The sequence below is a fragment of the Salinibaculum sp. SYNS191 genome, assembly GCF_037338445.1.
Lineage (GTDB): Archaea > Halobacteriota > Halobacteria > Halobacteriales > Haloarculaceae > Salinibaculum > Salinibaculum marinum.
Genome location: NZ_CP147838.1, coordinates 2496720 through 2520305 on the forward strand (window position 1 = coordinate 2496720; position 23586 = coordinate 2520305).

The window sequence follows — 23586 nt, forward strand, 5'->3', positions numbered from 1 at the left end:
CGTCACTCCCAGTCGCTCGGCCAGACCCCCGCCGCGCGCATGCCCGGTTCGGCACCGGCGGCGTCCAGGTGCTCCCGGACCGTCGCCGTGTCGACGGCCACCTCCTGCTCGGTCAGCGCCCGCACGAGCAGCGTCGCGAGCATCGCGTGCTCGCGGACGTTCCGGCGGTCGACCTTCTCGCGGGTGTCGGCGCGGGTGTGGGTCCACCCGCGGGTCCAGTGCCCGTCGTCGTCGGCCGGGGCGCTGTGCAACTGCACCGCGGGGACGCCCCGGCGCAGGAACGGCCAGTGGTCGCTGTAGGCGTGGGGACGCTGCCGGATGCCGACCGGCTGGTCGGCGGCCGCGGCGACGGACTCCACGACGTGCCGGACGCTGCCGGAGGCATGGGTGAACGCCTGGAGGTCCCGGAACCGGCCCGCGCCGTCGACGTTGACGACGGCCCGCAGGCGGTCGGTGTCGATTCGCTCGGCCAGCGCCTCGCTGCCCAGGAGCCCGACTTCCTCACACCCCGTCGCCGCTACCTCGACGCGACACTCCAGGTCGAGGCGTGCGAGCGCGCGGACCGCCCCCACCAGAACGCCCACGCCACAGCCGTTGTCCAGCGCCCCCTCGCCCACGTCGTGGGCGTCGTAGTGCGCGAGGACGAGCACCGCGTCGTCGGTCTCGGGGCCCAGCGCCGCACGGACGTTCTGGCTCTCCGCGCGGTCGGTCGTCGCCTCGACCCGGACGTGTGCCGTCGCGCCCTCGTCGGCGTACTCGCGGAGCCACGCACCGGTCTCGGCGGAGACGCCGACGCCCGGGATGGCCGCCTCGTCGCCGAAGCGCAGCGCCCCCGTCGGCGGGAGTTGCCCGGGCCGGTCGTTGACGAAGAGGAAGGCGGCGGCCCCGGCCTCGGCGGCGTGGCCGACCTTCTCCATCCGGTGGACCCGGCGGTCGGCGTCTTGCGGCGTCTCGACGTTGGCGACGACGACGGCTCCCTCGACGTCGCGCTCGGCGACGGTCGACGGGAGGCCGTGTCCCACGTCGACCAGCGGTCCCGAGACGTCGCCGGACGGGGAGTACGGCAGCGCCAGGGCCTCGAAGGTGCGCTCGCCACGGTCGGTCGAGACAGTCAGCGTCGTCGACCCGCGCGTCCACCGCAGCAACTCGAAGGAGTCCTGTCGTACGTCGGCGAGACCGGCAGTCTCGAAGGCGTCTGCCACGCGGTCGGCGGCGACGGCCTCCCCGGGGTGGCCGCCGAAGCGGTCGTCGAGTTCCGCCAGGCTACTCAGCAGGTCCCACGGGGCCTCGTCGTGCCAGACGCGCCCCAGGACACGCTCGACGGATTCGTCCATGTATCGTCTACCAGCGGCGGCGGCAAAACGGTACTGCCGACCGGCTCCCGGCGTGGGTGCGCGTCCCCTATCGTGACCGCCAGCAAGCAAGTCTTTAGCCGGGCCGGTCCCTACTCGACCGCATGAGTAGCGTTCCCGAACGAGAGGACATCGCAGACGAGTACAAGTGGGAGCTGGATTCGCTCTTTGCCAGCGACGAGGACTGGACCGAGGCCTTCGAGGCGGCGCGGGACCGGCTCGACGACCTCCGTGCCTACGAGGGCAGGACTGTCGAGAGCGCCGCGACTCTGCGGGAGGCTCTGGAGACCTACGAGACAGTGATGCGACAGGTCTCGGACGTCGCCGCCTACGCCCGCATGCGCAAGGACGAGGACACCCGGGACGACGACGCGCAGGCGATGGCGACCCGCGCGCAGGCGCTGTCCTCCGAGGCCGCGAGCGCATCCTCCTTCATCGAACCCGAACTGCAGGAACTCGACCGCGACGAGTTCGAGTCGATGGCCGCGGAGGAGCCAGCCCTCGCCGAGTACGACCACTTCATCGACGACGTGTTGCGGATGAAACCCCACACCCGCTCGGCGGAGGTGGAGGAACTGCTGGCCGACCTCGGCGAGATTACGGGTGCCTCGGGCGAGATCTACAACATGCTGACCAACGCCGACATGGAGTTCCCGGCCGTCGAGGACCCCGACGGCGAGGCCCAGCCGGTCACGCTCAACAACTTCACGACGCTGCAGAAACACCCCGACCGTGACTTTCGCCGGCGCGTCTACGAGACGTTCTACGACGAGTGGGCAGACGTGCGCAACGCTGTCGGCACCGCCTACCGCAAGAGCGTCAAGACCGACGAGAAACTGGCCGCCGCGCGCAACTACGACACCGCCCGCGAGGCGTCGCTGCACGGCCCGAACATCCCGCCGGAGGTGTACGACACGCTCGTGGACACGGTGCGGGACAACCTCGACAAACTCCACCGCCACGCCGACCTCAAACGGGAGTCCGTCGGTGCCGACGACCTGCAGATGTGGGACCTCTACGTCCCGCTCGTCACCGAGGAGAGCCCGGACCTGCCCTACGAGGAGGCCTGCGAGTACGTCGTCGACGCCGTCGCGCCGCTGGGCGAGGAGTACCAGTCCCGGCTGGCCGAGGGACTGGAGTCCCGGTGGGTCGACGTCTACGAGACCAAGGGCAAGCAGTCGGGCGCGTACTCCGGCGGGACCTACGACTCCCAGCCGTACATCCTGATGAACTACCAGGACGACGTGGAGTCGATGTACACGCTGGCCCACGAACTCGGCCACTCGATGCACTCGGAACTGGCGAGCGAGGAACAGCCCTACGTCTACGCGGACTACGAGATATTCATCGCCGAAATCGCCAGCACCGTCAACGAGACGCTGCTGACCCACCACCTGCTGGAGACTGTCGAGGACGAGCAACTCCGCCGGCACGTCCTCAACGAGTACCTCGAACGGTTCCGGTCGACGCTCTATCGCCAGACGATGTTCGCGGAGTTCGAGCACCGCGCCCACGAACTCAGCGAGGCCGGCGAACCGCTGACGCCGGACCGGCTGAACGACCTCTACGCCGAGTTGAAGGGGGACTACTACGCGCCCGCCGAACTCGACGAGCGCATCGCCCGCGAGTGGATGCGCATCCCGCACTTCTACCGGGCATTCTACGTCTTCCAGTACTCGACCGGCATCTCCGCGGCTGTTGCCCTCGTGGAAAACATCCTCAATGAAGGTGAGCCGGCCGCCGAGCGCTATCTCGACTTCCTCCGCAAGGGCTCGCGGGAGTACCCGCTCGACCTGCTGGAGACGGCCGGCGTCGACATGACCGACCCCGACGCCGTCGCTTCGGCCCTGTCGGTCTACGGTGAGTACCTGGACGAGTTCGCCAGCCTGTCCTGAGTGGGGGCGGACCCGACACTTCTGACCCTCGTCAGGCGACGCAACCGGGTCCGCTGCCGAAGAACCTATGTCGTGCGACCGTAAACATTCACCAATCAGATGTCGCGCAGTCCGTCACTTCCCGAGCGCCCGCGGCTCGACCTCGACCCCGACATGTCGGCCGAGGAGCAACTGGAGGCGCTCAGGGAACACTACGTCGCGCTCGTGAACGTGCACAGCAAGCTCGAAGACCAGCTCGAATCCGCCCGCGACCGCCAGCAGGACCTCACGGAGCGGGCCGACCGGCTGGAGCGGGAGAACGAGACGCTGAAATCCTCGTCGCTGTACGTCGCCACGGCGGAGGAGCTGACCGACGACGGCGTCGTCGTCAAACAGCACGGCAACAACCAGGAGGTGCTCACGGAGGTCTCGCCGACGCTGCGCGAGGACCTGGAGGCCGGCGACCGCGTCGCCATCAACGACTCCTTCTCCATCCAGAGCATCCTCGACCCCGAGACGGACGCCCGCGCGCAGGCGATGGAGGTCACGGCCAGCCCCGAGGTCACCTACGACGACATCGGCGGCCTCGAAGAGCAGATCGTCGAGGTCCGCGAGGCCGTCGAGGAACCGCTGATCAACGCCGAGCAGTTCGTCGACGTGGGCGTCGAACCGCCGTCGGGCGTCCTGCTGCACGGCCCGCCCGGCACCGGGAAGACGATGCTGGCGAAAGCGGTCGCCAACCAGACCGACGCCACTTTCATCAAGATGGCCGGCTCTGAACTCGTCCAGAAGTTCATCGGCGAGGGTGCCCGCCTGGTGCGGGACCTGTTCGAACTCGCCAGCGAGCGCGAGCCGGCGGTCATCTTCATCGACGAGATCGACGCCATCGCGGCCAAGCGCACCGAATCGAAGACCTCGGGCGACGCAGAAGTCCAGCGGACGATGATGCAGTTGCTCTCGGAGATGGACGGCTTCGAGGACCGCGGCGAGATTCGCATCATCGCGGCCACCAACCGCTTCGACATGCTCGACCGCGCCATCCTCCGGCCCGGCCGCTTCGACCGTCTCATCGAGGTGCCCCACCCCGACTGGGACGGCCGCAAGAAGATTCTCGAAATCCACACCCAGGAGATGACGATTCACGACGACGTCGACATGGCGATGCTGGCCGGCGAGACCGAGGGCTTCTCCGGCGCGGAACTCGCCTCGCTCGCGACCGAGGCCGGCATGTTCGCCATCCGCGACGAGCGCACCGCGGTCCGCATGGCGGACTTCGAGGACGCCCTGGAGAAGGTCCGCGAGGAGGACGACACCGCCGGGACGCCGATCGCGTTCGCCTAAATTTTTACCTCGTCGGGTTCGCGCTGAGCGCGAACCACTCCTCGCAAAAATTTAGTACAAAAACTCGCTCCACGCTCGGCGATGCCTCGCGTGGAGTGAACCGGCGCGCTCCGCGCGCCGGATGCTGTTGCTTTTCGGGTAGATACGCTGACTCGGAAAACTTCCGTGTTTCAGTCTTCGGTCGTCGTCTCGTCGAGGTCCTTCTCGCCGAAGTAGATGTCGACGCCGTCCTGTGCGACCTTCTCCGCCAGGACGGCACACTTGACGCGCATCACGGAGATGTCGACGCCGAGCATGTCGATGATGTCGTCACGGTCCATCGCCTGCAGGTCCTCGACTGGCATCCCCGCGAGCTCCTGGGAGAGCATCGATGCGGAGGCCTGCGAGATGGCACAGCCGTCGCCCCGGAAGGCGACGTGTTCGATTGTCTCCTCGTCGTCGTCCAGCACGACGTCCATCTCGATGGTGTCACCGCACATCGGGTTCTCGCCGGTGTGGGTGAACGTGGGGTCCTCGATTTCCCCGTAGTTCCGCGGGTTCTTGTAGTGGTCGAGAATCTGCTGCCGGTACATGTCGGAGCCGCCGATACCCATTGTTATCACTCGTTACGGCGGTCCGACCGAAAAGACTTCCGAGGGAGGCCGTCGCACGCCGAGACGGTAGAGTTTAGTTCGGCCACCGGGAAGCACTCCACTGCGGGCCCGTAGCTCAGTCTGGTAAGAGCCCCCGGCTCATAACCGGGTATGCGGTGGTTCAAATCCGCCCGGGCCCACTGCTTCTGCGACGAACGGATGTGAGGAGCGACGCAGTGACGCCCGAAGGATTTGTTCAGGAAAGACGCAGCGTGAGCGGAGCGAACGACCGTCTTTCCGAGGTTCAAATCCGCCCGGGCCCACTTCTGACGGCGACTGTGACAAGCGAGTCACCAGCGCCGTCTGTGTGGCCGACGAGGGTTTGAAGCAGGGAGTGGAGCGAAGCGGAACGACCGGGGTTCAAATCCGCCCTACTGCGAACGGTGCCCGAGTGGCGACCGGTTCACACCTCAACCTGCTCGGACGCAGGCTGGAGTCTGAGTTCGACGGTGCTGCCGCGGGGGTGGTTCTCCTCGAACACGATGCGACCATCTGACGCGTGGACCGCCCAGTGGATGAACCAGAGACCGAGGCCGTTCGAGTGTTCCAGTTCGGTCTCCAGCCCCCGCTGGAGCAGTTCGAGTTCGTTCGCCGGAATACCGGGGCCGTTGTCGGAGACGCGGAGCACGACCGTCTTCCCGTCGCCGTTCGCGACGGAACCGTGCTGTGTCCACGTGACGGTTATCTCGACCCGTGGCGTCGGCGCGTCGTTGTGCTCGATTGCGTTCTCGATGAGTTCCTCGACTGCGTCTTCGACGAGCGAGACCGCACGGACGGGGGCCGACTCGGGGACGTTCACCTCGAACCTGGCGTCCGGGTACTCCTTCGCGAACCGGCTCACCTGCGACTCCAGCACGTCGCAGACGTCGACACGGGTCCTGCCTCTGGATTCGAGTTCGAGCAACTGCTGCAACTGACGCGCCCGGTCGCTTCGCTTGTGGAGTTTCTCGGCCTTTGACCTGATCGTCCGCGCTGCCGTGGCCGGCTCCTCGACGTCGTCCAGGATGAGCGTCGCGTTGGCCTGGACGACGTTGACGACGTTGCGGATGTCGTGTCGCACGAACCGGTTCAGGATGGTGAGTCGGTTACTCAACTTCTCCGCGCGTTCCCGTTCGGATTCGAGGTGGCGCCCGCGCTGGTGGCGCTGGTGGTCGTAAATCCCGACCAGCGAGCCCAGGACCGCGCCGACAGTCGCGTGTGCGGTGACGACGAAGCGGACGTCGACCATCGAGACTCCGTTCGCGCTCTGGTAGCCGACCGACATCGCACTCACGCCGGTGAGCGTGAGTGCCCCGACGAGACACCAGCTCCCGACCCGCAGCGCCATCCGCCCCGAGTGCTGGCGGTACACCCAGACGCCGATGACCAGCAACAGAAGCGAGAGCAGTCCGGGGATAACCGAACCAGAGAAAAGGCTGAACAGTCCCTCGCCCACGGTGGCGAGCCCGACGAGGTGAATCGCCAGCGTGGCGACTCCGATACCGCCGACGACGCCGACGCCGAGCACGGCGGACCACTCTGCGACGTCCGCTTGCCGAGACCCCTTCACGACTGCTCGATACAGTCTCCGGAGGAGGGCACCGTCGGTCATTTGTCTGCTGAATGTTCGCTGGGAGTGCCGGACGTGACAATCTCGAACCGCGCCCCGCCCTGGAGGGAATCGCCGACGCGGACGTCCCAGCCGTGGGCCTGGATAATCTGGTCGACGATCGCCAGCCCGAACCCGCTCCCGCTGTCGACGGTCGTTCGTCCGTTGTCGAAAATCCGCTCGCGGTGGCCCGGAGGGATGCCCGGGCCGTCGTCCTCGACGACGATGCCGGTAGCCGCGGGATGGCTTTTCACCGAGACAGTCACCCCGGGTCCGCCGTGTTCGACGGCGTTCTGAAACAGGTTCTCGAACACCTCGCAGAGACGCGAGCGGTCACCCGCGACGGTCACGTCGCGGATGTCGTCATCAATCGCCAGCGTGGCGTCGGCCGTCGGCGTGTGCTCCCACGCGTCCTCGACGACCGCCGCGACGTCGACCGGTTCCGGGTCGTCCACCGTCCGACCCTGTTTCGAGAGCGTGAGCACGTCGTCTATGAGCCGGTCCATCCGTTCCAGCGCATCGAGCGCCCGGTCGAGCGGGCGTTCGGCGTCGTCCTCCTCCAGCGCGAGTTCGACGTAATTGTGCGCGACGGTGAGGGGGTTCCGGAGGTCGTGCGATATCGTCCGTGCGAACGTCTCCAGCCGGTCGCGCTCGCGTTGCAACTGGCGCTCGAACTGCTTCCGTTCGGTCACGTCGGTGTTGATGGCGACGAACCGGTCGACCGACCCCTCGCCGTCCGGTATCGGTGCGATGGTCTGCTCGATGTAGTACTGCTCGCCGTTCTTGCGCTCGTTTTCGAGTTCGCCTTCCCACACGTCGCCGGCCAGAATCGTCTCCCACATGTCGTCGTACGTCGCGTCGTCGTGTGCGCCCGACTTGAGCAGGCTCGGCTGTTCCCCGAGTGCCTCCGCCGCGTCGTAGCCCGTGACCTCCTCGAACGCCGGATTGACGTACTCGATGGTCCCGTCCGCGTCGGTAATCATGATGACGTGGCCGGCCTGCTCGACGGCTTCGCGGAAACTCCGGAGCGTCTGTTCCCGCCGCTTTCGCTCGGTGACGTCACGGGCCAGGCAGGCGACCCGCTCGGCATCGCTGCCGGGCCGCGGAATCGGGGCCGTCCGCGCCTCGAACCACCGGGGTTCGGCTCCGTCCTCCGGGGTGGCCCGGAATTCGAACTGTTCGCGTTCGCCCCGTTCCAGGGTCCGCCGGATGCGTTCGCGAATCCGCTCCGGCTCGTCGGCCGGGGGCGCGTGGCGGTCGTCGACCGCGTCGTCGGGCGCCACCCCGGCCGGCTCGGACCCGCGACGCGCGAGTATCTCCTGGGCCTCGCCGTCGGCGTCGTACACGGCCGCCCTGTCGGGAATCATCCCGATGAACGCCCGGAACGCCCGCTGGCGGTCGAGCCGCTCGCGCAGGTCGCGGAGGTGGACGTGCACGAGCGAGCCGTCGTCGCCACCCTTTGTCGCGGTCACTTCGACCGGGACTCGTCCGTCTTCGGCCGTCCTGACGGAGACGGGGCCGTACCCGGTGGGGAGCTCGTGCGTCTGTCCGTCACTCCGTCGCTCGGGCTCGAAGTGCTCGCGGAGACGGTCCCACTCCGCTGCCGGGTAGAGTTCGGCGTGGGCCATTCCGACGACGTCCTCGCGCGGCCGACCCAGCAGCGCCGCGCCGGCCTCGTTGGTGTCGACGATATCGCCGGTCGCCGCGTCCGTGACCAGGACGGCATCCGGGACGGCCTCCAGCAGTCCCGGATACGGCCGCTCCGGCCGGCCGCTATCCACGCCCGGTGCACACTCGTCCTGGGTGGTCATCACGGCACCCCCGGCACAGCGCAGACTCGGTCGATTCGGTCGCCTCGGCGGAGAGACGACGCCGGTGGGGGTCCACGATGCCCGGGTCTGCGCGTCGCTGTTCGGGCCACGGGCGGTTACCTCCCGCCGTCGCGCTCCGTCGTGAGCCGTTCGACGGACTGCCGTATCTCCTCGACCCTGGCGGTCTGCTCCTCGTTGGCCGCTGCCACCTGCTCGACCTCGTCGCGGACCTCCTCGGCCTGGTCGAGCGCCTGGTCGACCATGCTGGCGACCTCCTCCGTGCTCGCCGCCTGGTCGTCGGTCGCCTCCGCGACCTCCTGGATGCCGTTGGCGGCGTCCTTGACGGCCTCGACGATTTCTGTCAGGTTGTCCATCGCCTGCTCGACCTGGCCGATGCCCTCGTCGATGACGGCGTTCGTCTCGTCGAGACTCTCGACGGTCTCCTCGGTGTCCTCCTGAATCCGCTCTACCATGTTCTCAATCTGGCCGGCCTGCTGCTGTGACTCGCCGGCGAGGGACTTGATCTCGTCGGCGACGACCGCGAACCCCTCGCCTGCCGCGCCGGCGCGGGCGGCCTCGATGGAGGCGTTCAGCGCGAGCAGGTTGGTCTGCTCGGCGATGTCGTTGATGACCTCCACGACCTCGTCTATCTGGTCGACGCGCTCTTTCAGCTGTTCGACGTCGTCGGCGACGTCGGTCGCCGCCTCCTCCACCGTCTCCATCGCGTCGATGGCCTCCGTGGCCGACTCCTGTCCGTCCTCGGCGAGGTCTTCGGCCGTCGTACTCGTCGCCTCGACCTGGCTGGTCGTCGAGGCGATCTCCTCGACGGTGGCACTCAAGTCGGACACCTCGCCCGCAACCTCCTGCATTCCCTCGGTCTGCGTCTCGGCGACGTCGCTTATTTGCTGTGAACTGTCCGCGACGCTCTCGGAGGTCTCCTGCAGTTCCGTAATCGCGGCCTGGACCTCCTTCGAGACCTCCTCGCGGCGCTCCAGTTCCTCCTCTATCTGCTGACTGAACGAGTGGATGTAGGTGTCCATCGCGACCTGCTGGTCGAGCGTGAGTAGCTTGAGCACCGACAGCGACCGCTCGACGACCGCATCGACCGCCTCCGTCGCTGTGAGTCCGCCCTCCGCAGTCGCTTCCGACCCCCCTCCCGAGGCGTCTTCGGGGTCGGACGCCGCCGCTGGCGGCTCATCGCCGCTGTCGGCGAGTTCCTGCTTGACGTCCGCGGCTATCGCGTCGAGCAGTCCCTCGTAGTAGACGGAGTAGGCCCCGAGGTAGATTTTGGGGCCAAGGTCGAGCATGTCGTGAATCTTCCCGATTCTGGCCCGGCGCTCGAAGTAGCCGGTGCCGTACTCGCCGCTGCCGAGGTCGGTCAGGTACTGCTGCTGGGACCGTTTCAGCGCGTCGACGGACTTCGTGGAGGCGTCGAGAATCGCGACGCTCTCGGAGTAGTCCTGGAGGTGGTCGTAGAAGTCGTCGACGAGGTCGTCGGCGACCCGCTCGAACGTCCCCGACATCGATTCGAGCCGCCGTCTGTCGGCGGCGTCGAACTGCGTGAACTCCTTTCGCCAGGTAATCTCGCCCCGGTCGATTCCGATTTCGTCGGTGAGTTGTCGGCCGTCTACCTGGCGGCGGTTCTCGTCAGTTACCTTGTACGACTCCTCGGTTGCCATACGACAACAATCGATTCTAACACTAACAACTCGGGGGTTGAAATGAGCATAGTACCCAAATAAATGGGGTTTAAATTTAAACTATAGGCTGTATCAAAGTAAGTTACCCACACATCTTTGATGAACGATGATATGATTCGCCCACGTCACCGACGTAGAGTGTCCCTCCCACCGTCAACCCTCTCACCCGCCGGATGTGGGCCACTCCGAGGAGCGTAGCCGATGAACACTCGCTGCAGCGCCGCAGAGATACGAGACGCCAGAGCGCGACTGGCGTCGGCCGAGTCCCGTGATGCACTGCTCCGCCGGACGGTCGACGAACTCGCGGCCCGTCTCTCCCTCGACGCCTGCGCCGTCCTCGACCGGGACGGACGGCGACTGGCCGCACACGTCGCCGACGAGACGGCCGACAATGCCGGCGAGTCGGGGCCGTTCCGTGTACTCGTCGAGCGGACGGGACACCCGAAGCGGCCGGTGCTGGTCGCCGATACGACCCGGGACGACCGGTTCGGCCCCGGCACCGAGTACGGGTCCGTTCTCACGGTCCCGCTGGACGGGCACGGCGTGGTCGTCCTCGCCAGACAGAACCCGGGGGCGCTGGACGAGGAGACGCTCGCGCTGGCCGACCTCTTTGCCAGTTACGTGTCGCGCGAACTCGACAGACTCCCGGCCGAGTCGACTGCCCGGCTCTCCTTTGCGGACGCCGCTCACTTCCTCGACATCGCCGACGTCATGATGGTCGCCATCGACGCGGACGGCGTCGTCACCTACGTGAACCGCAAGGCGGAGGCGGTCCTGGGCTACGACCGGGCGGACCTCGTCGGCCGCGACTGGTTCGAGACCTGTCTGCCCGACGGGACGCGAGCGGCGGTCCGGGAGGTATTCGACGATCTCACCGCCGGCACTGTGGAACTGCCGGACCGGTACGAGAACTCGGTCGTGACCAGGGACGGGGACGAGCGCGTCGTCGAGTGGCACAATACGGTCCTCCGTGACGAGGACGGGACCGTCACCGGGACGCTCAGTTCGGGGCTCGACGTCACCGACCAGCGCGCCCAGCAGCAGCGACTCCAGCGCGAACGGCAGAAGTACGAGACGCTGGTCGACCAGTTCCCGAACGGCCTCGTCACGCTCTTCGACGAGGACCACCGCTATCAACTGGTCGGGGGCACCGCCTTCGAGGACCTGACGACGTCCGTGTCGGACCTGGAGGGGAACCGGCTGGAAGACGTCTTCCCGGCGGAGAACGCCGCGGAACTGGCACCGCTCTACGACCGCGCGTTCGAGGGCGAATCCAGCGTCACCACGCTCGACCTGCAGGGGCGGGTGTTTCGGGTCCGCATCGTGCCGGTCCGGGACGGCGATGGCGACGTCGTCGCCGGGATGACCGTCTCGCAGGACATCACGGAACAGAGCAGACGCCGGGAGGAACTCGAACGGGCGCGAAAGCGGTACCGGACGCTGCTCGAAGCGGCACCGGACCCGGTCTTCGTCGCCGACGCCGAGACTGGCACGATACTCGAAACGAACGAGGCCGCGGCAGCGTTGCGAGGCGAGGACAGGGCGGACATCGTCGGCCGCTACCAGTCGGCGCTACATCCGCAGGAGGAGTCGGAAGCCTATCGCGCTCTCTTCGAGCAGTTCGTCGCGGAGGGCGGTGGGAGAGTCCGCAAACTCCCCGACGGAACACAGATACGGACGGTCGACGGCGACGGGGAGACCATTCCCGTCGAGGTGAGCGGCAGGACCGTCGAGTTGCCGGACGGGCCGGTCGTGTACGGCATCTTCCGCGACGTCACGGACCAGCTCGAATACGAGCAGACGCTCACCCGGTTCAACGAGACGCTGACGGAGTTGTTCGAGATGACGACGGGCGAGAACATCGGAGAGACGGTCACGGCGGCCGCGACGAGCGTGCTCGACGCCGACGCCGCTGCGCTGTATGGCTTCGACGAGGCGGCGGGCGCCCTCTCCCCCGTGGCCGTCTCGGCGGCCGACGACGTCTCGTTCGTCGACGACTCGCCCGTCTTCGAACCCGGGGACAGCATCGCGTGGCGGGTCTTCGTCGAGGACGAACCCGAAGTCGTCGACGACGTCCACGCCGACCCGGACGCGTACAACCCGGACTCGCGGTTCCGGAGCGAAATCGTCGTTCCGGTCGGCGAACACGGCGTCCTCATGGCCGCACGGTCCCGACCCGACGCGTTCGACCGCCGCGCCGCCGAACTCGTCGAGATTCTCGGCGCGTCCACGGAGGCTGCTCTCGACCGGGCCGAACGGGAGCGACGCCTCAGGCACCGGGAGTCGCAACTGCAGGAGCGGACGGACCAGCTGGAGGAACTCGAAACTCTCAATCGCAACATCCGGGAGATGGCCCGGGCGATACTCGACGCGGACTCGCGGGAGGAACTCGAACGGGAGGTCTGCGCCCGGCTGACGGACATCGACCCGTTCGTGTTCGCGTGGGTTGGCGACATCGACCGGGTGGACGACCGGGTCGTCCCCCGCACGTGGGCCGGGGACGACCGGGGCTACCTGGCGTCGGCCCCGCTCGCGCTCGCCGACGACGCGGGGGCCGAGCCGGCGGTGCGAGCGGCACGAACACGGGAGCGGGCCGTCGAATCCAACACCGCGACCCACCTGCAACGGGACGAGTGGCGACGGGAGGCGGTCACCAGGGACTTCCTGTCGGCCGTCAGCCTCCCCGTCGTCTACCGGGGGACGCTCCAGTGCGTGCTGACCATCTACGCCTCGACTCCGCGGGCCTTCTCGGACCGGCTGCAGTCGGTGTGTGCCGACCTGAGCGACCTCCTCGCGAACGCGATTGCGGCGACCGACCGGAAGTACGCCCTGCTGTCCGACCGCGCCACAGAGATGGAGTTCGAAGTCCAGGACGCGACGTGCCTGTTGCTCCGCCTCGCACGTGCGCTCGACTGCACGCTCGAAGTCGAACGGATGACCACGGACCCGGGCGACCGGCTGACCGTCCTGCTCCGGGCACTCGACGTTTCACCGGAACAGTTGCGTGACCGTGCCGCACGCGAGAGCGCCATCGCGGACGCCAGACTCGTGGACTCGGACGACGGCGCACGCATCGAGTGTCGCTTCGCCGAACCGTTCCTCGCGTCCACGCTGGCCGAGCAGGGCATCGTCGTCCGGGAGATTACGGCCGAACCCTCGACCTGCCGGCTGACGGCCGCGGTCCCGTCCCACTTCTCCGTCCGGCGGGCCGTCGACACCATCGGGGCGATGTATCCCGACGCCGAACTCCTCGCCAAGCGCGAGCGGCGCGGGTCGCTGGCGGCCAGGGACGCGTTCGTCGAGACGATTCTGGAGCAACTCACCGGCCGTCAGCGCGAGGTGGTCGAACTCGCGTATCGCCGGGGCTACTTCGAGTCGCCCAAACAGACCAGCGGTGCGGAACTGGCAGACGAACTCGGCTTTTCCTCGTCGGCGCTGCACAATCACATCCGCTCGGCACAGCGGAAGCTGTTTGCCGCACTCTTCGAAGACGCTCCGCCAGCGTCCGAGGGCCGGACGGGCGAGTCGAGCGGGTGACCACCCCCTCGCTGGTCGCGGGAGCATGCAGCCACGCCGACCGGACGCGCCCTCGCCCAACAGCGTTACTGACATGCCGGCGTTTCGACGTCCCCGCTCTCTGACCGTACCCCGTCAGTCCAGCACTCGCGTGCGTGGAGATGCCGACTTTCACGGAAGAGATATCGACATTTGCGGGTTATTCATCTCTAGATACAGAAATACAGAAGCATATATTGGAAAAATGGGACTAAAAGCGTGCAAAAACACTCTAGACTGCTGAAAATTGACGTTTCCCATGCTTCAACATCTAAAATAGGGGAGAAAAAACTCTATTTGAGTTATAAAAAGACAATCACGATTATCTTCTGAACTTGCGTCACATCTCACTTCTATCGGAAACTCCACGTGTAGCGACAGTTTCGTTGCCGAGACGTCGAAAACCGACAGGAACCCGCGAACCCACAGCGGGACTACGACGCCCTCTCCGGGGCACGATTGACGCTCGCGTGGCTCGGGCCGTTCCCCGACGGAGAGGCGGCGGTGACGGTGTTCACTCCTCCGTCAGGTAGCTCCTGGCCTCGTCATCGCTGACCTGCCCGAACGAGTCGTAGAACTGCCCGACTGCCCCGAAGTACGGCGGCGTCTCGACGCAGATGACCTCGTCGGCCTCGTCGCGGAGTCGCTCGACCGTGTCCGGCGGTGCGACCGGGACAGCCAGGACGACGCGTTCCGCGTCGGCGTCCTGAACCTGTCTGATGCAGGCGATGGTCGTCGCACCGGTCGCGACCCCGTCGTCGACGACGAGGACGGTCTTTCCGCCCACGTCGAGCGGCGGGCGCGTCCCCCGGTACCGCTCGACTTTCCGTCTCGCGGCCTCGTGTTCCCGTTCTATCTCCGCGTCGATGTACGAGTCCGCGACGTCGAGTTGCGCTATCAGCGACTCGTTGAGCCAGACGCTCCCGTCGCTGGCGACGGACCCGATGGCGAGTTCCGGATTCGCCGGCGACCCGAGCTTGCGCGCGGAGACGATGTCGAGCGGGACGCCGAGTCGCTCCGCGACGGCGTGCCCGACTGGCAGGCCACCGCGTGGAATCGCGAGGACGATGTCCGCCTCGACACCTCGCTCTTCGAGCAGGTCGGCGAGCCGTCGGCCGGCGTCGGTTCGGTCCGTGAACATTGTCAGTCCCCGCTAGAACTTCGCCGGCCAGCCAATTGAACTATTCGGGGACCGGTCACGACGGGACCCGGCCTCGGTCGGGCGACTGCACGACGACAGACTCGGTCCGCCCTGGCGGCGGGTCATTCGACGTCGATGTCTATCTTCCGGGCGGCTTCGGCCTCCGTCTTCGGGAGCGTGATGGTCAGGACGCCGTTTTTCATTCGTGCCGTCACGTCGTCCGCGTCCACCTTCTCCGGGAGTGGCACGGACCGCTGTGCGAACTCGTGGTGACGCTCGTGTCGCAGTACTGTTCCCTCCTCCTGATCGACCAGCTGCTCGTGTCCGGCCTCGATGCGGAGCGTGTGTTCCGTGACCGTGACGTCGACGTCGTCGCGCTCGAAGCCGGGCAGGTCGACGGTCACGACGAACTCCCCCTCGCCGTCGACGAGGTCTATCGGCAGCGACTCGCCCTCGGACCACCACGCGAGCGTTCTCCCAGATTCCCATGCCTCCGACGCTTCGTCGAACTGCTGGCTCATGCGTTCGAACAGCCGCTCTAACATCTCGAATGGATTACCACGCTGGCTCATTCTCTGACTCTCCACGTCTCACTACGCCGACCAGCATCATATACTGGCGGGCCAACCGACGCCGAGGCGGGGAGCGTCGCCCTCCCGGCCGGGAGTGCGAGACCCCGACGTGTCGCTGGCGTCACCGCGCCGGCTGTGCACACGGGGGTCTTATTTCCCAGAACCGCCTACGTAGTCCTGTGATGGCATTTGCAAACGTCGGGCGCGAGAGCGTCCGGAGGGCACGCGAGCACCTGGAGGAGTGGACGTTCGAGGCGCGCGACCGCGCCTACGGCGAGCGCTTCGACGGGCCGGACGCCGTGGTGACCGACGAGGAACTGCAGTTGCTCGACCGCATCGACTCGGACCTGACCCGTCGCAGCGGCGAGGGCCTCTGGGACGCCGACGAATACGCCATCGTTCCGGCCGGCGGGGCCGACGCGGGGGACGCTCGCGTGGTCTGCACCTACCACCCCGAGATTCCCTACGAGGGGTTCCGGGGCGAGGAGAGCCTCAGCGAGGCCACGCGGGAGGAACTCAACGACGTCCTCTGGGACTACGCCGAACGCGTCGCGGCGCTCGTCGAGGCGGACCTCGAGACGTTCCTCCAGACGTCCCGCTCGGACGGCGGGGACTAGCCGGCGGGACGTGCCACGACAACGGCGCGAGCTGTCGAGCCCGCGCCGTGGCACTGGCGGGCGAACATCTATGTGTGCAACTGCCCGATACAGCAGGTATGGAGGAACACTACGTCGACCAGATAATGTCACAGCCGGTGGAGACCGTCTCGCCGACGACGACGCTCCAGGACGCCGCAGCCGAGATGGTTCGACACGACGTCGGTGCCCTCGTCGTCCTGGACGACGCGGACCGCTTCCGGGGACTCCTCACCGAGGCCGACTTCGTCCTGCTGGCCAGAGACGGGCGGTCCCCCTCCGACTCGGCCGTGGCCGAGGTCATGCGGACCGACGTCGTCACCACCTCGCGGGTCACGCCGGTCAGCGAGGCCGCCACGACGATGCTCGACCATCTGGTTCACCACGTCCCGGTGGTCGACGGCGGCGAGGTCGTCGGGATGCTCACGAGCATGGACGTCGCGTCGTCGTTCGTCCGTTGACCGTCACCCGGCCACACGACAGTCCCGCCCGCTGCCCCTACTCTGGGGTTCCCGTCTCGTCCGCCGAGTGCATCGAGTGCGTGACCGACTGCCGGGTGTGAGCGCCGAAGACATCTGACGACTGCCAGGACCTGCCGGGACGGATTCGGTAGTCGCGGGATACCTGCCACACACGCCGCGCTTCGACCGGGTGTCCCTCGCTGCAGCCGTGGGATCTGGCGTCCCTGACAGTAACCGGTTCCTTCGAGGCTTACATCTATATCTGTGTCATTGCTACTGGGGAGTAATTCCGGCTTATCGGGCGCGACCGGACCGTCCGCCGGGCAATGCTGGCGGGACCCGGATGGAGCGCTGCGGAGTAGTCGAACCGCTGTCGGTGCCGTCGCTCGCCGGCGCGCCCGCCGGTCCCCGGGCAGCGATAGCCCCGTCGGGGGCGCTTCAGCCGTCGACTCGATACTCGGTGATGCGGATGTCGACGCTCCTCGCGGTCCCGCTGAGGTCGTCCTCGACGTACTTCTCCTCGAAGTGTTCGGCCGCTTCCTGCGTGGCGAACACCCGTCCACCGACGACGGTCCAGCCCTCCTCGGTTCGCTTCTCGACCGCGTAGACCTCCTGTTTCATACTGACTGTCGGTGCGACCCTTACCCCCGCTACCCTTCACCTTCGGACTGGTACGGTTCGCCGACCGCCTCCCGCGGCAGGAGGTTCATCACCTCGGTCGAGACGTCGTTCTTCGACTCGAAGACGTCGTCGCTCGACTCCGCGAGGACGTTCCCGAGGTTCTCCTCGCCGTCGGCCAGCACGAGCGTCACGTCCTCCCACTCGCTCACTAGTTTCTCCCGCGTCGCAGGGAACTCGACGCCCGAGAGTACCGTCTCCAGTTCGTTGAGCCTGATTTCCCGCATGGTTGTCAGCACGCGCCCGCGCATCTTATAGCTACCCTCCGGCACTGGAGGGACCGGCTGTGTCGGGTGGTTCGTCGGGGCACGGGTCAGAGGCGTTCCCGCGGCCGGTCACTGCGAGCTTCCGAGTGCGTCGGAGACGTTCCGCAGTTCCGCGCGCATCTCCCGGTGTTTGACGAGCGCGAAGCCGACGAAGATGGTCAGGAACCCGGCGACGCTGAGCGGGCTGAGCGTCTCTTCGAGCAGCAGCCAGCCCAGGACTGCGGTGAAGACGGGCGCGGCGTAGGACACGAGGTTTATCTCGACAGCACCCAGTTCGTCGAGCAACTGGAAGTAGAGGACCGCACTGAACGCGCTCCCGACGACGCCGAGATAGAGGATTGCACCGAGTGCTGCACCCGTCAGTTCGACCCCGGCCAGCGACTCGTCGGGCAACCCGACGCTGATGCCGTGCAGGAACAGAGCCCCGAAGACGTTCGACCAGGCGACGAACCCCTCCGTCGAGAGGTCGCTCCCGGCGCGTTGCACCAGCACGCTCCCGAAGGCGAGACAGGCCGTCGACAGCACCACCAGGAGCGCACCGATGGACTCGCTCCGGAAGGGCGGTGTCAGGTCCGGTCGCGCGACGAGTGTCACGCCGAGAAAGCCCAGGGCCAGCCCCACGATGCCGAGGCCGGAGAGGCGGTCCTGTGGAAGCAGGACCCACCCGAACAGCGCCGCGAGAATCGGGTTCGTGGCGACCAGGATTGCGGCGACGCCGCTGGTCACCCCCTGCTGTCCGACGAACAGGAAGCCGTTGTACAGCCCCACGAAGAACACGGCCCCCAGCGACACGAGCCACCAGTCCGCTCGACTCCGGGGATACCACCGCGTCGTGACAGTTGCCGCGTACCCGAGCGTGAGCACTGCCGCGATGTCGTGTCGCAGCGCGGCGAACAGCACCGGCGGCACGTGCGGCAGACCGATTTTGACAAACACGAACAGCGACCCCCATATCAGGGCGAGAATTGTGAAGAGAATCGACACTCGTCGCGCGTTCACCGACCGACACCTCGAACAACCGACCGTTTTTCAGAAATCTCGACTATCGTGTCGTTCTTCCAACCGGTACTGTCGATAGATATTGATACATCCGTGCCTCGTCCCGGGTGTCCACGCGGTTCCCGGCAGTCATCACGTCGACGGTCCTGCCGTGCTCGCGCGCGCTTCCCGGCCCGACTGTGGTATTCCAGAATCATAGAACGTTGCGTGGACGGTGCGATAGCCTTCCCGACTCCTGTTTTGTGAGGGGGTGGTATATACATCACGACGCACATGTGCGAATCTTAAGTGGCCCCGCTATCGCGACAGAGAACTCGCCTACGGAGACCCTCGCCGCGGCCGACCACGCCCTCTCGCCCGGGACCTCCTCGCGGGTAATGCAATCGAACCGCCACGTATAGCCTAGCTAACCTGACCAAAGGGTGTTCGCTGGACCGGGCGCGAGGATTCGGGACCCGGCGTCTCGGGCAGACGGCGACTCGTCGGAACGGTTCTGACGTACTTACGGTCGTATGGCTGTAATGGAAACTATTCTGTGTTGATAGAACTGGCGGTCGGGTCGCGGGTCAGCGGTCGACGGCCGAGGCACCGTTGTACTTGATGCGGATGATGTCGGCCGCTTCCGTGACTTTCCCCGGGAGCACGTCCTCGAAATAGTCGCCCTTGATGCGGCTCGCCGGTCCCGAGATCGAGACCGTTCCGATGACGCCGTCGAGTCCCCGGACCGGTGCGGCGACGCCGCGGATACCGACGGCGGACTCCTCCCTGTCCCGTGCGACGCCCTCCTCGCGTATCGTCTCCAGTTCGGCCTTCAGTTCCTCGCGGTCGGTGATGGTGTTCGGCGTCATGGATTTCAGCCCGTGCGTGTCGAGTACCTCGTCGACTCGCTGTTCGTCCATGTGTGCGAGGACCACCTTCCCGCTCGCCGTCGAGTTCAGGTGCCACCGGCTTCCCATCGTGTACGCGCCGCTCTCGACGGCGTCGTCGCCGCCCGTCTTGTAGAGGTAGTAGCCCCGGCCCTGCTCTTCGACCATCAGCCAGACGAACTCACCCGTCTCCGCCGCCAGGTCGTCCGCTGGCTCGGTGCCGTGGACGTACAGCGGGTAGTTCTGTTTGATCCTGTTGCCGATTTCGTAGTATCTGAGGCCCGGCCGGTAGCGGCCGTCTTCTTCCACGGCGAATCCGCGCTCCTGGAGCGTCCGCAGGTGCGCGAGTACGTTGCTCGGCGACCGGTCCAGCGCCTCTGCCAGTTCCGTAATCGTCATCGGCCCCTCGTTCGTCAGCGCCATGACGAGGTCCAGGGAAGCCCCGACCGACTGTATCTTGCTGTGCCCGCCGTCCCCCGGTCTATCGCTCATGTGCCACCATTCTCCCGGGGACTAATCAGCGTACCGCCGGACCGGCGGTCACACACGCCCGCCGACCTCCCACTCTGTCGGCGTCCCCTGCTGTTCTCTCATACAAAAACGCTACTGTCTCCAGGTCAACTGCTCCTTCCCGCCCGACGGCAGTGTGCTCTTTTCCAGACAGAACTTTCTCTATTAGAGAACTACTATATTCCGACGAACCGCCATCTCGTGCCCTCTCTTTCGTATTATCGAGACTCGACTTGCCTTCCCGTGTGGGCTGTCGACACCCAGGACTGGCTCTTGCGCTCTCTGACTCTCCTCTCGTGGACATCGACTCTCGGAGGTGCGATAGTCGACATTCGGTTCTCTGATACAGAATCTATAAGGAAAGTGTATTATATACTCTCGGCGACCCGGGACCCACACCCGACGAGAACGGCAGACAGGGGCGCTCTGGACTCTCTATCGGCTCGTCGCTGCCGGCGCGGCCGGAGAAAATATTGCAATGCCGACAAAATTTTTAATTACCCGGTCAGACTGTACCCACTACGGATGAACGTAATCCCCGACCTAGAGGCACGAGTAGGCGACCCGCTGTCTGTCGCTCTCATCGGGCCCGGCGTGTACGGTTCACACCTCGCGTACCAGATCGAGCAGACACCCGGGGTCCGCCCGACGGTCCTGGCGGACCTCGACCTGGACAAGGCGACGGAGACGTTCCGGACCGCCGGCGTCCCCGACGAGGACGTCGCCGTCGAGGAGTCCGCTGCGGGCGTCCGGGACGCGCTCGCGGCGGAGATGCGGGTCGCGACGACCGACGGCGTCGCGGCAGCCGGCGCGCCCGTCGACGTCGTCATCGAGACGACCGGCGACGCGGCGGCGGCCGCACGCCACGCGTGGGAGGCCATCGACGCGGGCAACGACGTCGTGATGGTGAGCGTGGAGGTGGACGCGACGGTCGGGCCGTTGCTCTCGCGCTTTGCCGCCCACCGCGGCGTGACGTACTCGATGGCCTACGGGGACGAACCGGCACAGGTCGTCGAACTCTGTGACTGGGCGCGCACGCAGGGACTCGACATCGTCGCCGCCGGCCAGGGGACCGAACTGACGTTCAAACCCCACGCGACGCAGGAGGACTCGCTGGAGCGGTACGACCTGCCCGAGTCGTTCATCGAGAACAGCCAGCCGGACGCCCGGATGTACAACACGTTCCTCGACGGCACGAAGGTCGCAGTCGAACTCTCCGCCGCGGCGAACGCGCTCGGGTTCCCGCCGGACACGGACGGCATCCACATGCCCGAGACGGACCGGGACGGCCTCCTCGAAACGCTCCGGCCGGTCGAGGACGGCGGCGTGCTCGACCGCACCGGCGTCATCGACTCTGTGACGCCGACGGGCGACAACCCCAGTGCCTTCGTGGTGACGGAGGCGACCAACGAGGCGACGCAGGCGTACTTACAACAGCGCTACAACATCAACACGGCCAGCGACGGCCGGTACCAGATCTTCCACCGGCCGTACCACCTCCCCCAGGAGACGATGGTCAGCGTCGCGATGGCGGCGCTGCACGACCGGCCGACCGGCGTCGTAACCGAGCAGACGACGGAGGTCGTCGCCGCGGCCAAGCGGGACCTCGAACCCGGCGAGACCATCGTCGGCGGCGGCGGCGACACCATCTACGGCCGCCTCCAGGACGCGACCGTCGCCGCGGAGGCCGACCTCGTGCCCTTCGAACTGCTCGCCGGTGCCGAGGTCGAGCGTCCGATTCGCACCGACCAGCCCATCGCCGCGGACGACGTCTCCCTGGACACCGACTCCGTGCTCTATCACCTCCGCCAGCTACAGGACTCGCTGCTCGGCTAGTGGCCGCGGCCGACCGACCGTCGGCTGCTCCGGTTCGACCGCTCGCGCCGATTCCCACCGATTAATCCTTATAAATACTGTGCCATGTTCACGTGTGTCTTTGAGTGGCAAACGTGGATATGTCCGTCCCCGCGTCCTCGTTCCGCGTCCGGACGGACCAGACCGCGGTTGCGAGCCCGGACCGGCCGCCCGACGGTGACCGGTGGACGGCCATATCCCCCCGAAGAACTAAACAGGCCCTCACAGTAAGAGCGTCTATGGTGGAGACACCCGAGACCAATCACTACATCGACGGAGCGTGGCGAGCGGGCTCGCCAGAGATAGACGTACTGAATCCGGCGACAGAGGACGTCGTCGCGACGATTCCGGACGCCGACGAGGATGTCGTCGCCGAGGCGCTGGCCGCGGCCCAGGCGGCACAGGACGAGTGGGGCGCGACGCCCGGCGTCGAGCGCGCCGAGGTCATCCGCGACATCGGGTCGGTCATCGAGGACCACGTCGGCGACATCGGCGACGTGCTGATGGCCGAACAGGGCAAGCCCAAGTCCGCCGCGGACGGCGAAGTGACGGGCACGCTCACCCTGGCCGACTACGCGGCGGGGTGGGGCCGGCGCATCGAGGGCGACATCGTCCCGAGCGACAACCGCGAGGAGCAGATTCAGCTCCAGCGCCACCCGATGGGCGTCGTCGCCGCCATCGTCCCCTGGAACTACCCCATCGCCGTCCTCATGCGGAAGATTCTCCCGGCGCTCATCGCCGGCAACGCCGTCGTCGTCAAACCCAGTTCGACCACGCCGCTGTCGGCGATTCGCGTCTTCGAACTGCTGGACGAGGAACTGGACCTCCCCGACGGCCTGCTCAACCTCGTCCTCGGCGGGAGCGACGTCGGCGACGCGCTGGTCACCTCCCGCGACACCGACATGGTGACGATGACCGGCTCCACGCGCGTCGGCAAGGTCATCATGGAGGCCGCGGCGGAGAACCTCACGCCCGTCTCGCTCGAACTCGGCGGGAAGGCCCCCGCCATCGTCGCCGCCGACGCCGACCTCGACGCGGCCGTCGAGGACATCCTGACCGCACGCATCACCAACGCCGGGCAGGTCTGTACCTGCGCCGAGCGCGTGTTCGTCCACGAGGACGTCGCCGAGGAGTTCACCGAGAAGTACGTCGCCGCGACCGAGGCCCTCGACCTCGGCGCGCCCGAGAGCGACCCCGACATGGGCCCGCAGGTCACTCGGGGGGAACTCGACTGGACGCACTCCTCTGTCGAGTCCGCGGTCGACAGCGGCGCGACGCTGCTGGCCGGCGGTGAACCGCCGAGCGGCAGCGACTTCGAGACCGGCTTCTGGTACGCCCCGACCGTGCTCGGCGACGTCGACCCGTCGATGGACGTCGTCGAGGAGGAGGTGTTCGGTCCCGTCACGCCCATCGTCACCGTCGACTCCGTCGAGCAGGCCGTCGAGTACGCCAACCGGTCGCGCTACGGGCTCTCCTCGTACGTCTTCACCGAGGACTACCGGACGGCGATGAAGACCGTCCAGGACCTGGACTACGGCGAAACCTACGTCAACCGGACGCTCGGCGAGGCCTGGCAGGGCCACCACATCGGCTGGAACGAATCGGGCATGGGCGGCGACGACGGCAAGTACGGCGTCCTGAAGTACACCCAGATAAAGAGCGTCTACTACGACTACAGCTGACGACCCCGCCTCCCGGTGGCGGTTCTCCCCGCTCCGGCAAAGAATAAAGTGTCCATGCGTCGAGCGTCA

Annotated in this window: 18 protein-coding genes and 1 tRNA gene; 8 read left to right on the top strand and 11 right to left on the bottom strand. The window is 66.8% G+C overall.

Annotated elements, in window-relative coordinates; translation table 11 throughout:
* Positions 1-2: 2 nt before the first annotated feature.
* Positions 3-1334, bottom strand: a complete 1332-nt coding sequence (locus WDJ57_RS13390; RefSeq protein ID WP_338901316.1) for a M28 family metallopeptidase — start codon at positions 1332-1334, stop codon at positions 3-5.
* Positions 1335-1456: 122 nt separating this feature from the next.
* Between WDJ57_RS13390 and pepF the strand changes: the two genes are divergently transcribed.
* Both pepF and pan2 read left to right on the top strand, forming a co-directional pair.
* A complete protein-coding gene (pepF, locus tag WDJ57_RS13395) occupies positions 1457-3247 on the top strand; it encodes an oligoendopeptidase F (protein ID WP_338901317.1) in 1791 nt (596 codons plus the stop codon).
* 99 nt (positions 3248-3346) lie between these two features.
* On the top strand, positions 3347-4567 hold the full coding sequence (pan2, locus tag WDJ57_RS13400; RefSeq protein WP_338901318.1) for a proteasome-activating nucleotidase Pan2: 1221 nt from the start codon (positions 3347-3349) through the stop codon (positions 4565-4567).
* A 170-nt stretch (positions 4568-4737) separates the two neighbouring features.
* Here pan2 and sufU read toward each other — a convergent pair whose 3' ends face one another.
* Positions 4738-5160, bottom strand: a complete 423-nt coding sequence (gene sufU, locus WDJ57_RS13405) for a Fe-S cluster assembly sulfur transfer protein SufU (RefSeq protein WP_338901319.1) — start codon at positions 5158-5160, stop codon at positions 4738-4740.
* A gap of 104 nt (positions 5161-5264) precedes the next feature.
* Here sufU and WDJ57_RS13410 point away from each other — a divergent pair.
* Positions 5265-5339: transfer RNA gene (locus WDJ57_RS13410), tRNA-Ile, on the top strand.
* Positions 5340-5602: 263 nt separating this feature from the next.
* Here the strand turns inward: WDJ57_RS13410 and WDJ57_RS13415 are convergent.
* From WDJ57_RS13415 to WDJ57_RS13425, 3 genes are all read right to left on the bottom strand, one after another.
* Positions 5603-6790, bottom strand: coding sequence for a sensor histidine kinase (locus WDJ57_RS13415; RefSeq protein ID WP_338901320.1), 1188 nt, complete (start codon positions 6788-6790; stop codon positions 5603-5605).
* Positions 6787-8598 carry a PAS domain S-box protein gene (locus WDJ57_RS13420; RefSeq protein WP_338901321.1) on the bottom strand — a complete coding sequence of 604 codons (1812 nt, stop codon included), beginning with the start codon at positions 8596-8598 and terminating at the stop codon, positions 6787-6789. The genes WDJ57_RS13415 and WDJ57_RS13420 overlap by 4 nt, the downstream gene beginning before the upstream one ends.
* 116 nt (positions 8599-8714) lie before the next feature.
* On the bottom strand, positions 8715-10277 hold the full coding sequence (locus tag WDJ57_RS13425) for a globin-coupled sensor protein (protein WP_338901322.1): 1563 nt from the start codon (positions 10275-10277) through the stop codon (positions 8715-8717).
* 222 nt (positions 10278-10499) lie between these two features.
* Here WDJ57_RS13425 and WDJ57_RS13430 point away from each other — a divergent pair, with 222 nt between their 5' ends.
* Entirely contained in the window at positions 10500-13835 is a 3336-nt protein-coding gene (locus WDJ57_RS13430) for a PAS domain S-box protein (protein WP_338901323.1), read from the top strand.
* Positions 13836-14367: 532 nt separating this feature from the next.
* Here the strand turns inward: WDJ57_RS13430 and WDJ57_RS13435 are convergent.
* The gene (locus WDJ57_RS13435) at positions 14368-14994 is read right to left on the bottom strand and encodes a phosphoribosyltransferase (RefSeq protein WP_338901324.1); all 627 of its coding nucleotides are present in this window, start codon (positions 14992-14994) and stop codon (positions 14368-14370) included.
* Between the two features lie 122 nt (positions 14995-15116).
* Complete coding sequence (locus tag WDJ57_RS13440) at positions 15117-15566, bottom strand: Hsp20/alpha crystallin family protein (RefSeq protein WP_338901325.1); 450 nt, start codon at positions 15564-15566, stop codon at positions 15117-15119.
* Positions 15567-15748: 182 nt separating this feature from the next.
* Between WDJ57_RS13440 and WDJ57_RS13445 the strand changes: the two genes are divergently transcribed.
* Positions 15749-16183: a DUF7539 family protein gene (locus WDJ57_RS13445; RefSeq protein ID WP_338901326.1), complete on the top strand. Its 435-nt coding sequence runs from the start codon at positions 15749-15751 to the stop codon at positions 16181-16183.
* A gap of 98 nt (positions 16184-16281) precedes the next feature.
* Positions 16282-16662: a cyclic nucleotide-binding/CBS domain-containing protein gene (locus WDJ57_RS13450; RefSeq protein ID WP_338901327.1), complete on the top strand. Its 381-nt coding sequence runs from the start codon at positions 16282-16284 to the stop codon at positions 16660-16662.
* Positions 16663-17100: 438 nt separating this feature from the next.
* Here the strand turns inward: WDJ57_RS13450 and WDJ57_RS13455 are convergent, their stop codons facing one another.
* The 4 genes from WDJ57_RS13455 to WDJ57_RS13470 all read right to left on the bottom strand — a co-directional run bounded on the left by WDJ57_RS13455 (position 17101) and on the right by WDJ57_RS13470 (position 19963).
* Positions 17101-17283: a hypothetical protein gene (locus WDJ57_RS13455; protein WP_338901328.1), complete on the bottom strand. Its 183-nt coding sequence runs from the start codon at positions 17281-17283 to the stop codon at positions 17101-17103.
* A gap of 29 nt (positions 17284-17312) precedes the next feature.
* Entirely contained in the window at positions 17313-17567 is a 255-nt protein-coding gene (locus WDJ57_RS13460) for a DUF5789 family protein (RefSeq protein ID WP_338901329.1), read from the bottom strand.
* 108 nt (positions 17568-17675) lie between these two features.
* Positions 17676-18605, bottom strand: a complete 930-nt coding sequence (locus WDJ57_RS13465) for a DMT family transporter (protein ID WP_338901330.1) — start codon at positions 18603-18605, stop codon at positions 17676-17678.
* A gap of 566 nt (positions 18606-19171) precedes the next feature.
* Positions 19172-19963: an IclR family transcriptional regulator gene (locus WDJ57_RS13470; protein WP_338901331.1), complete on the bottom strand. Its 792-nt coding sequence runs from the start codon at positions 19961-19963 to the stop codon at positions 19172-19174.
* Positions 19964-20506: 543 nt separating this feature from the next.
* Here WDJ57_RS13470 and WDJ57_RS13475 point away from each other — a divergent pair.
* Together WDJ57_RS13475 and aldA are read left to right on the top strand one after the other, a co-directional pair.
* Positions 20507-21817: a hypothetical protein gene (locus WDJ57_RS13475; protein WP_338901332.1), complete on the top strand. Its 1311-nt coding sequence runs from the start codon at positions 20507-20509 to the stop codon at positions 21815-21817.
* Between the two features lie 257 nt (positions 21818-22074).
* Positions 22075-23517 carry an aldehyde dehydrogenase gene (aldA, locus tag WDJ57_RS13480; RefSeq protein ID WP_338901333.1) on the top strand — a complete coding sequence of 481 codons (1443 nt, stop codon included), beginning with the start codon at positions 22075-22077 and terminating at the stop codon, positions 23515-23517.
* The last annotated feature ends 69 nt before the right edge of the window (positions 23518-23586 follow it).

Bases quoted from the DNA above. Each gene is read 5' to 3' on its own strand.
- WDJ57_RS13445 (WP_338901326.1), top strand. From the start codon at position 15,749: ATGGCATTTGCAAACGTCGGGCGCGAGAGCGTCCGGAGGGCACGCGAG.
- pan2 (WP_338901318.1), top strand. From the start codon at position 3,347: ATGTCGCGCAGTCCGTCACTTCCCGAGCGCCCGCGGCTCGACCTCGAC.
- aldA (WP_338901333.1), top strand. From the start codon at position 22,075: ATGGTGGAGACACCCGAGACCAATCACTACATCGACGGAGCGTGGCGA.
- WDJ57_RS13460 (WP_338901329.1), bottom strand. From the start codon at position 17,567: ATGCGGGAAATCAGGCTCAACGAACTGGAGACGGTACTCTCGGGCGTC.
- WDJ57_RS13475 (WP_338901332.1), top strand. From the start codon at position 20,507: ATGAACGTAATCCCCGACCTAGAGGCACGAGTAGGCGACCCGCTGTCT.
- WDJ57_RS13450 (WP_338901327.1), top strand. From the start codon at position 16,282: ATGGAGGAACACTACGTCGACCAGATAATGTCACAGCCGGTGGAGACC.
- WDJ57_RS13420 (WP_338901321.1), bottom strand. From the start codon at position 8,598: ATGACCACCCAGGACGAGTGTGCACCGGGCGTGGATAGCGGCCGGCCG.
- WDJ57_RS13440 (WP_338901325.1), bottom strand. From the start codon at position 15,566: ATGAGCCAGCGTGGTAATCCATTCGAGATGTTAGAGCGGCTGTTCGAA.
- WDJ57_RS13425 (WP_338901322.1), bottom strand. From the start codon at position 10,277: ATGGCAACCGAGGAGTCGTACAAGGTAACTGACGAGAACCGCCGCCAG.
- pepF (WP_338901317.1), top strand. From the start codon at position 1,457: ATGAGTAGCGTTCCCGAACGAGAGGACATCGCAGACGAGTACAAGTGG.
- WDJ57_RS13435 (WP_338901324.1), bottom strand. From the start codon at position 14,994: ATGTTCACGGACCGAACCGACGCCGGCCGACGGCTCGCCGACCTGCTC.
- WDJ57_RS13415 (WP_338901320.1), bottom strand. From the start codon at position 6,790: ATGACCGACGGTGCCCTCCTCCGGAGACTGTATCGAGCAGTCGTGAAG.
- WDJ57_RS13390 (WP_338901316.1), bottom strand. From the start codon at position 1,334: ATGGACGAATCCGTCGAGCGTGTCCTGGGGCGCGTCTGGCACGACGAG.
- WDJ57_RS13430 (WP_338901323.1), top strand. From the start codon at position 10,500: ATGAACACTCGCTGCAGCGCCGCAGAGATACGAGACGCCAGAGCGCGA.
- WDJ57_RS13470 (WP_338901331.1), bottom strand. From the start codon at position 19,963: ATGAGCGATAGACCGGGGGACGGCGGGCACAGCAAGATACAGTCGGTC.
- sufU (WP_338901319.1), bottom strand. From the start codon at position 5,160: ATGGGTATCGGCGGCTCCGACATGTACCGGCAGCAGATTCTCGACCAC.
- WDJ57_RS13455 (WP_338901328.1), bottom strand. From the start codon at position 17,283: ATGAAACAGGAGGTCTACGCGGTCGAGAAGCGAACCGAGGAGGGCTGG.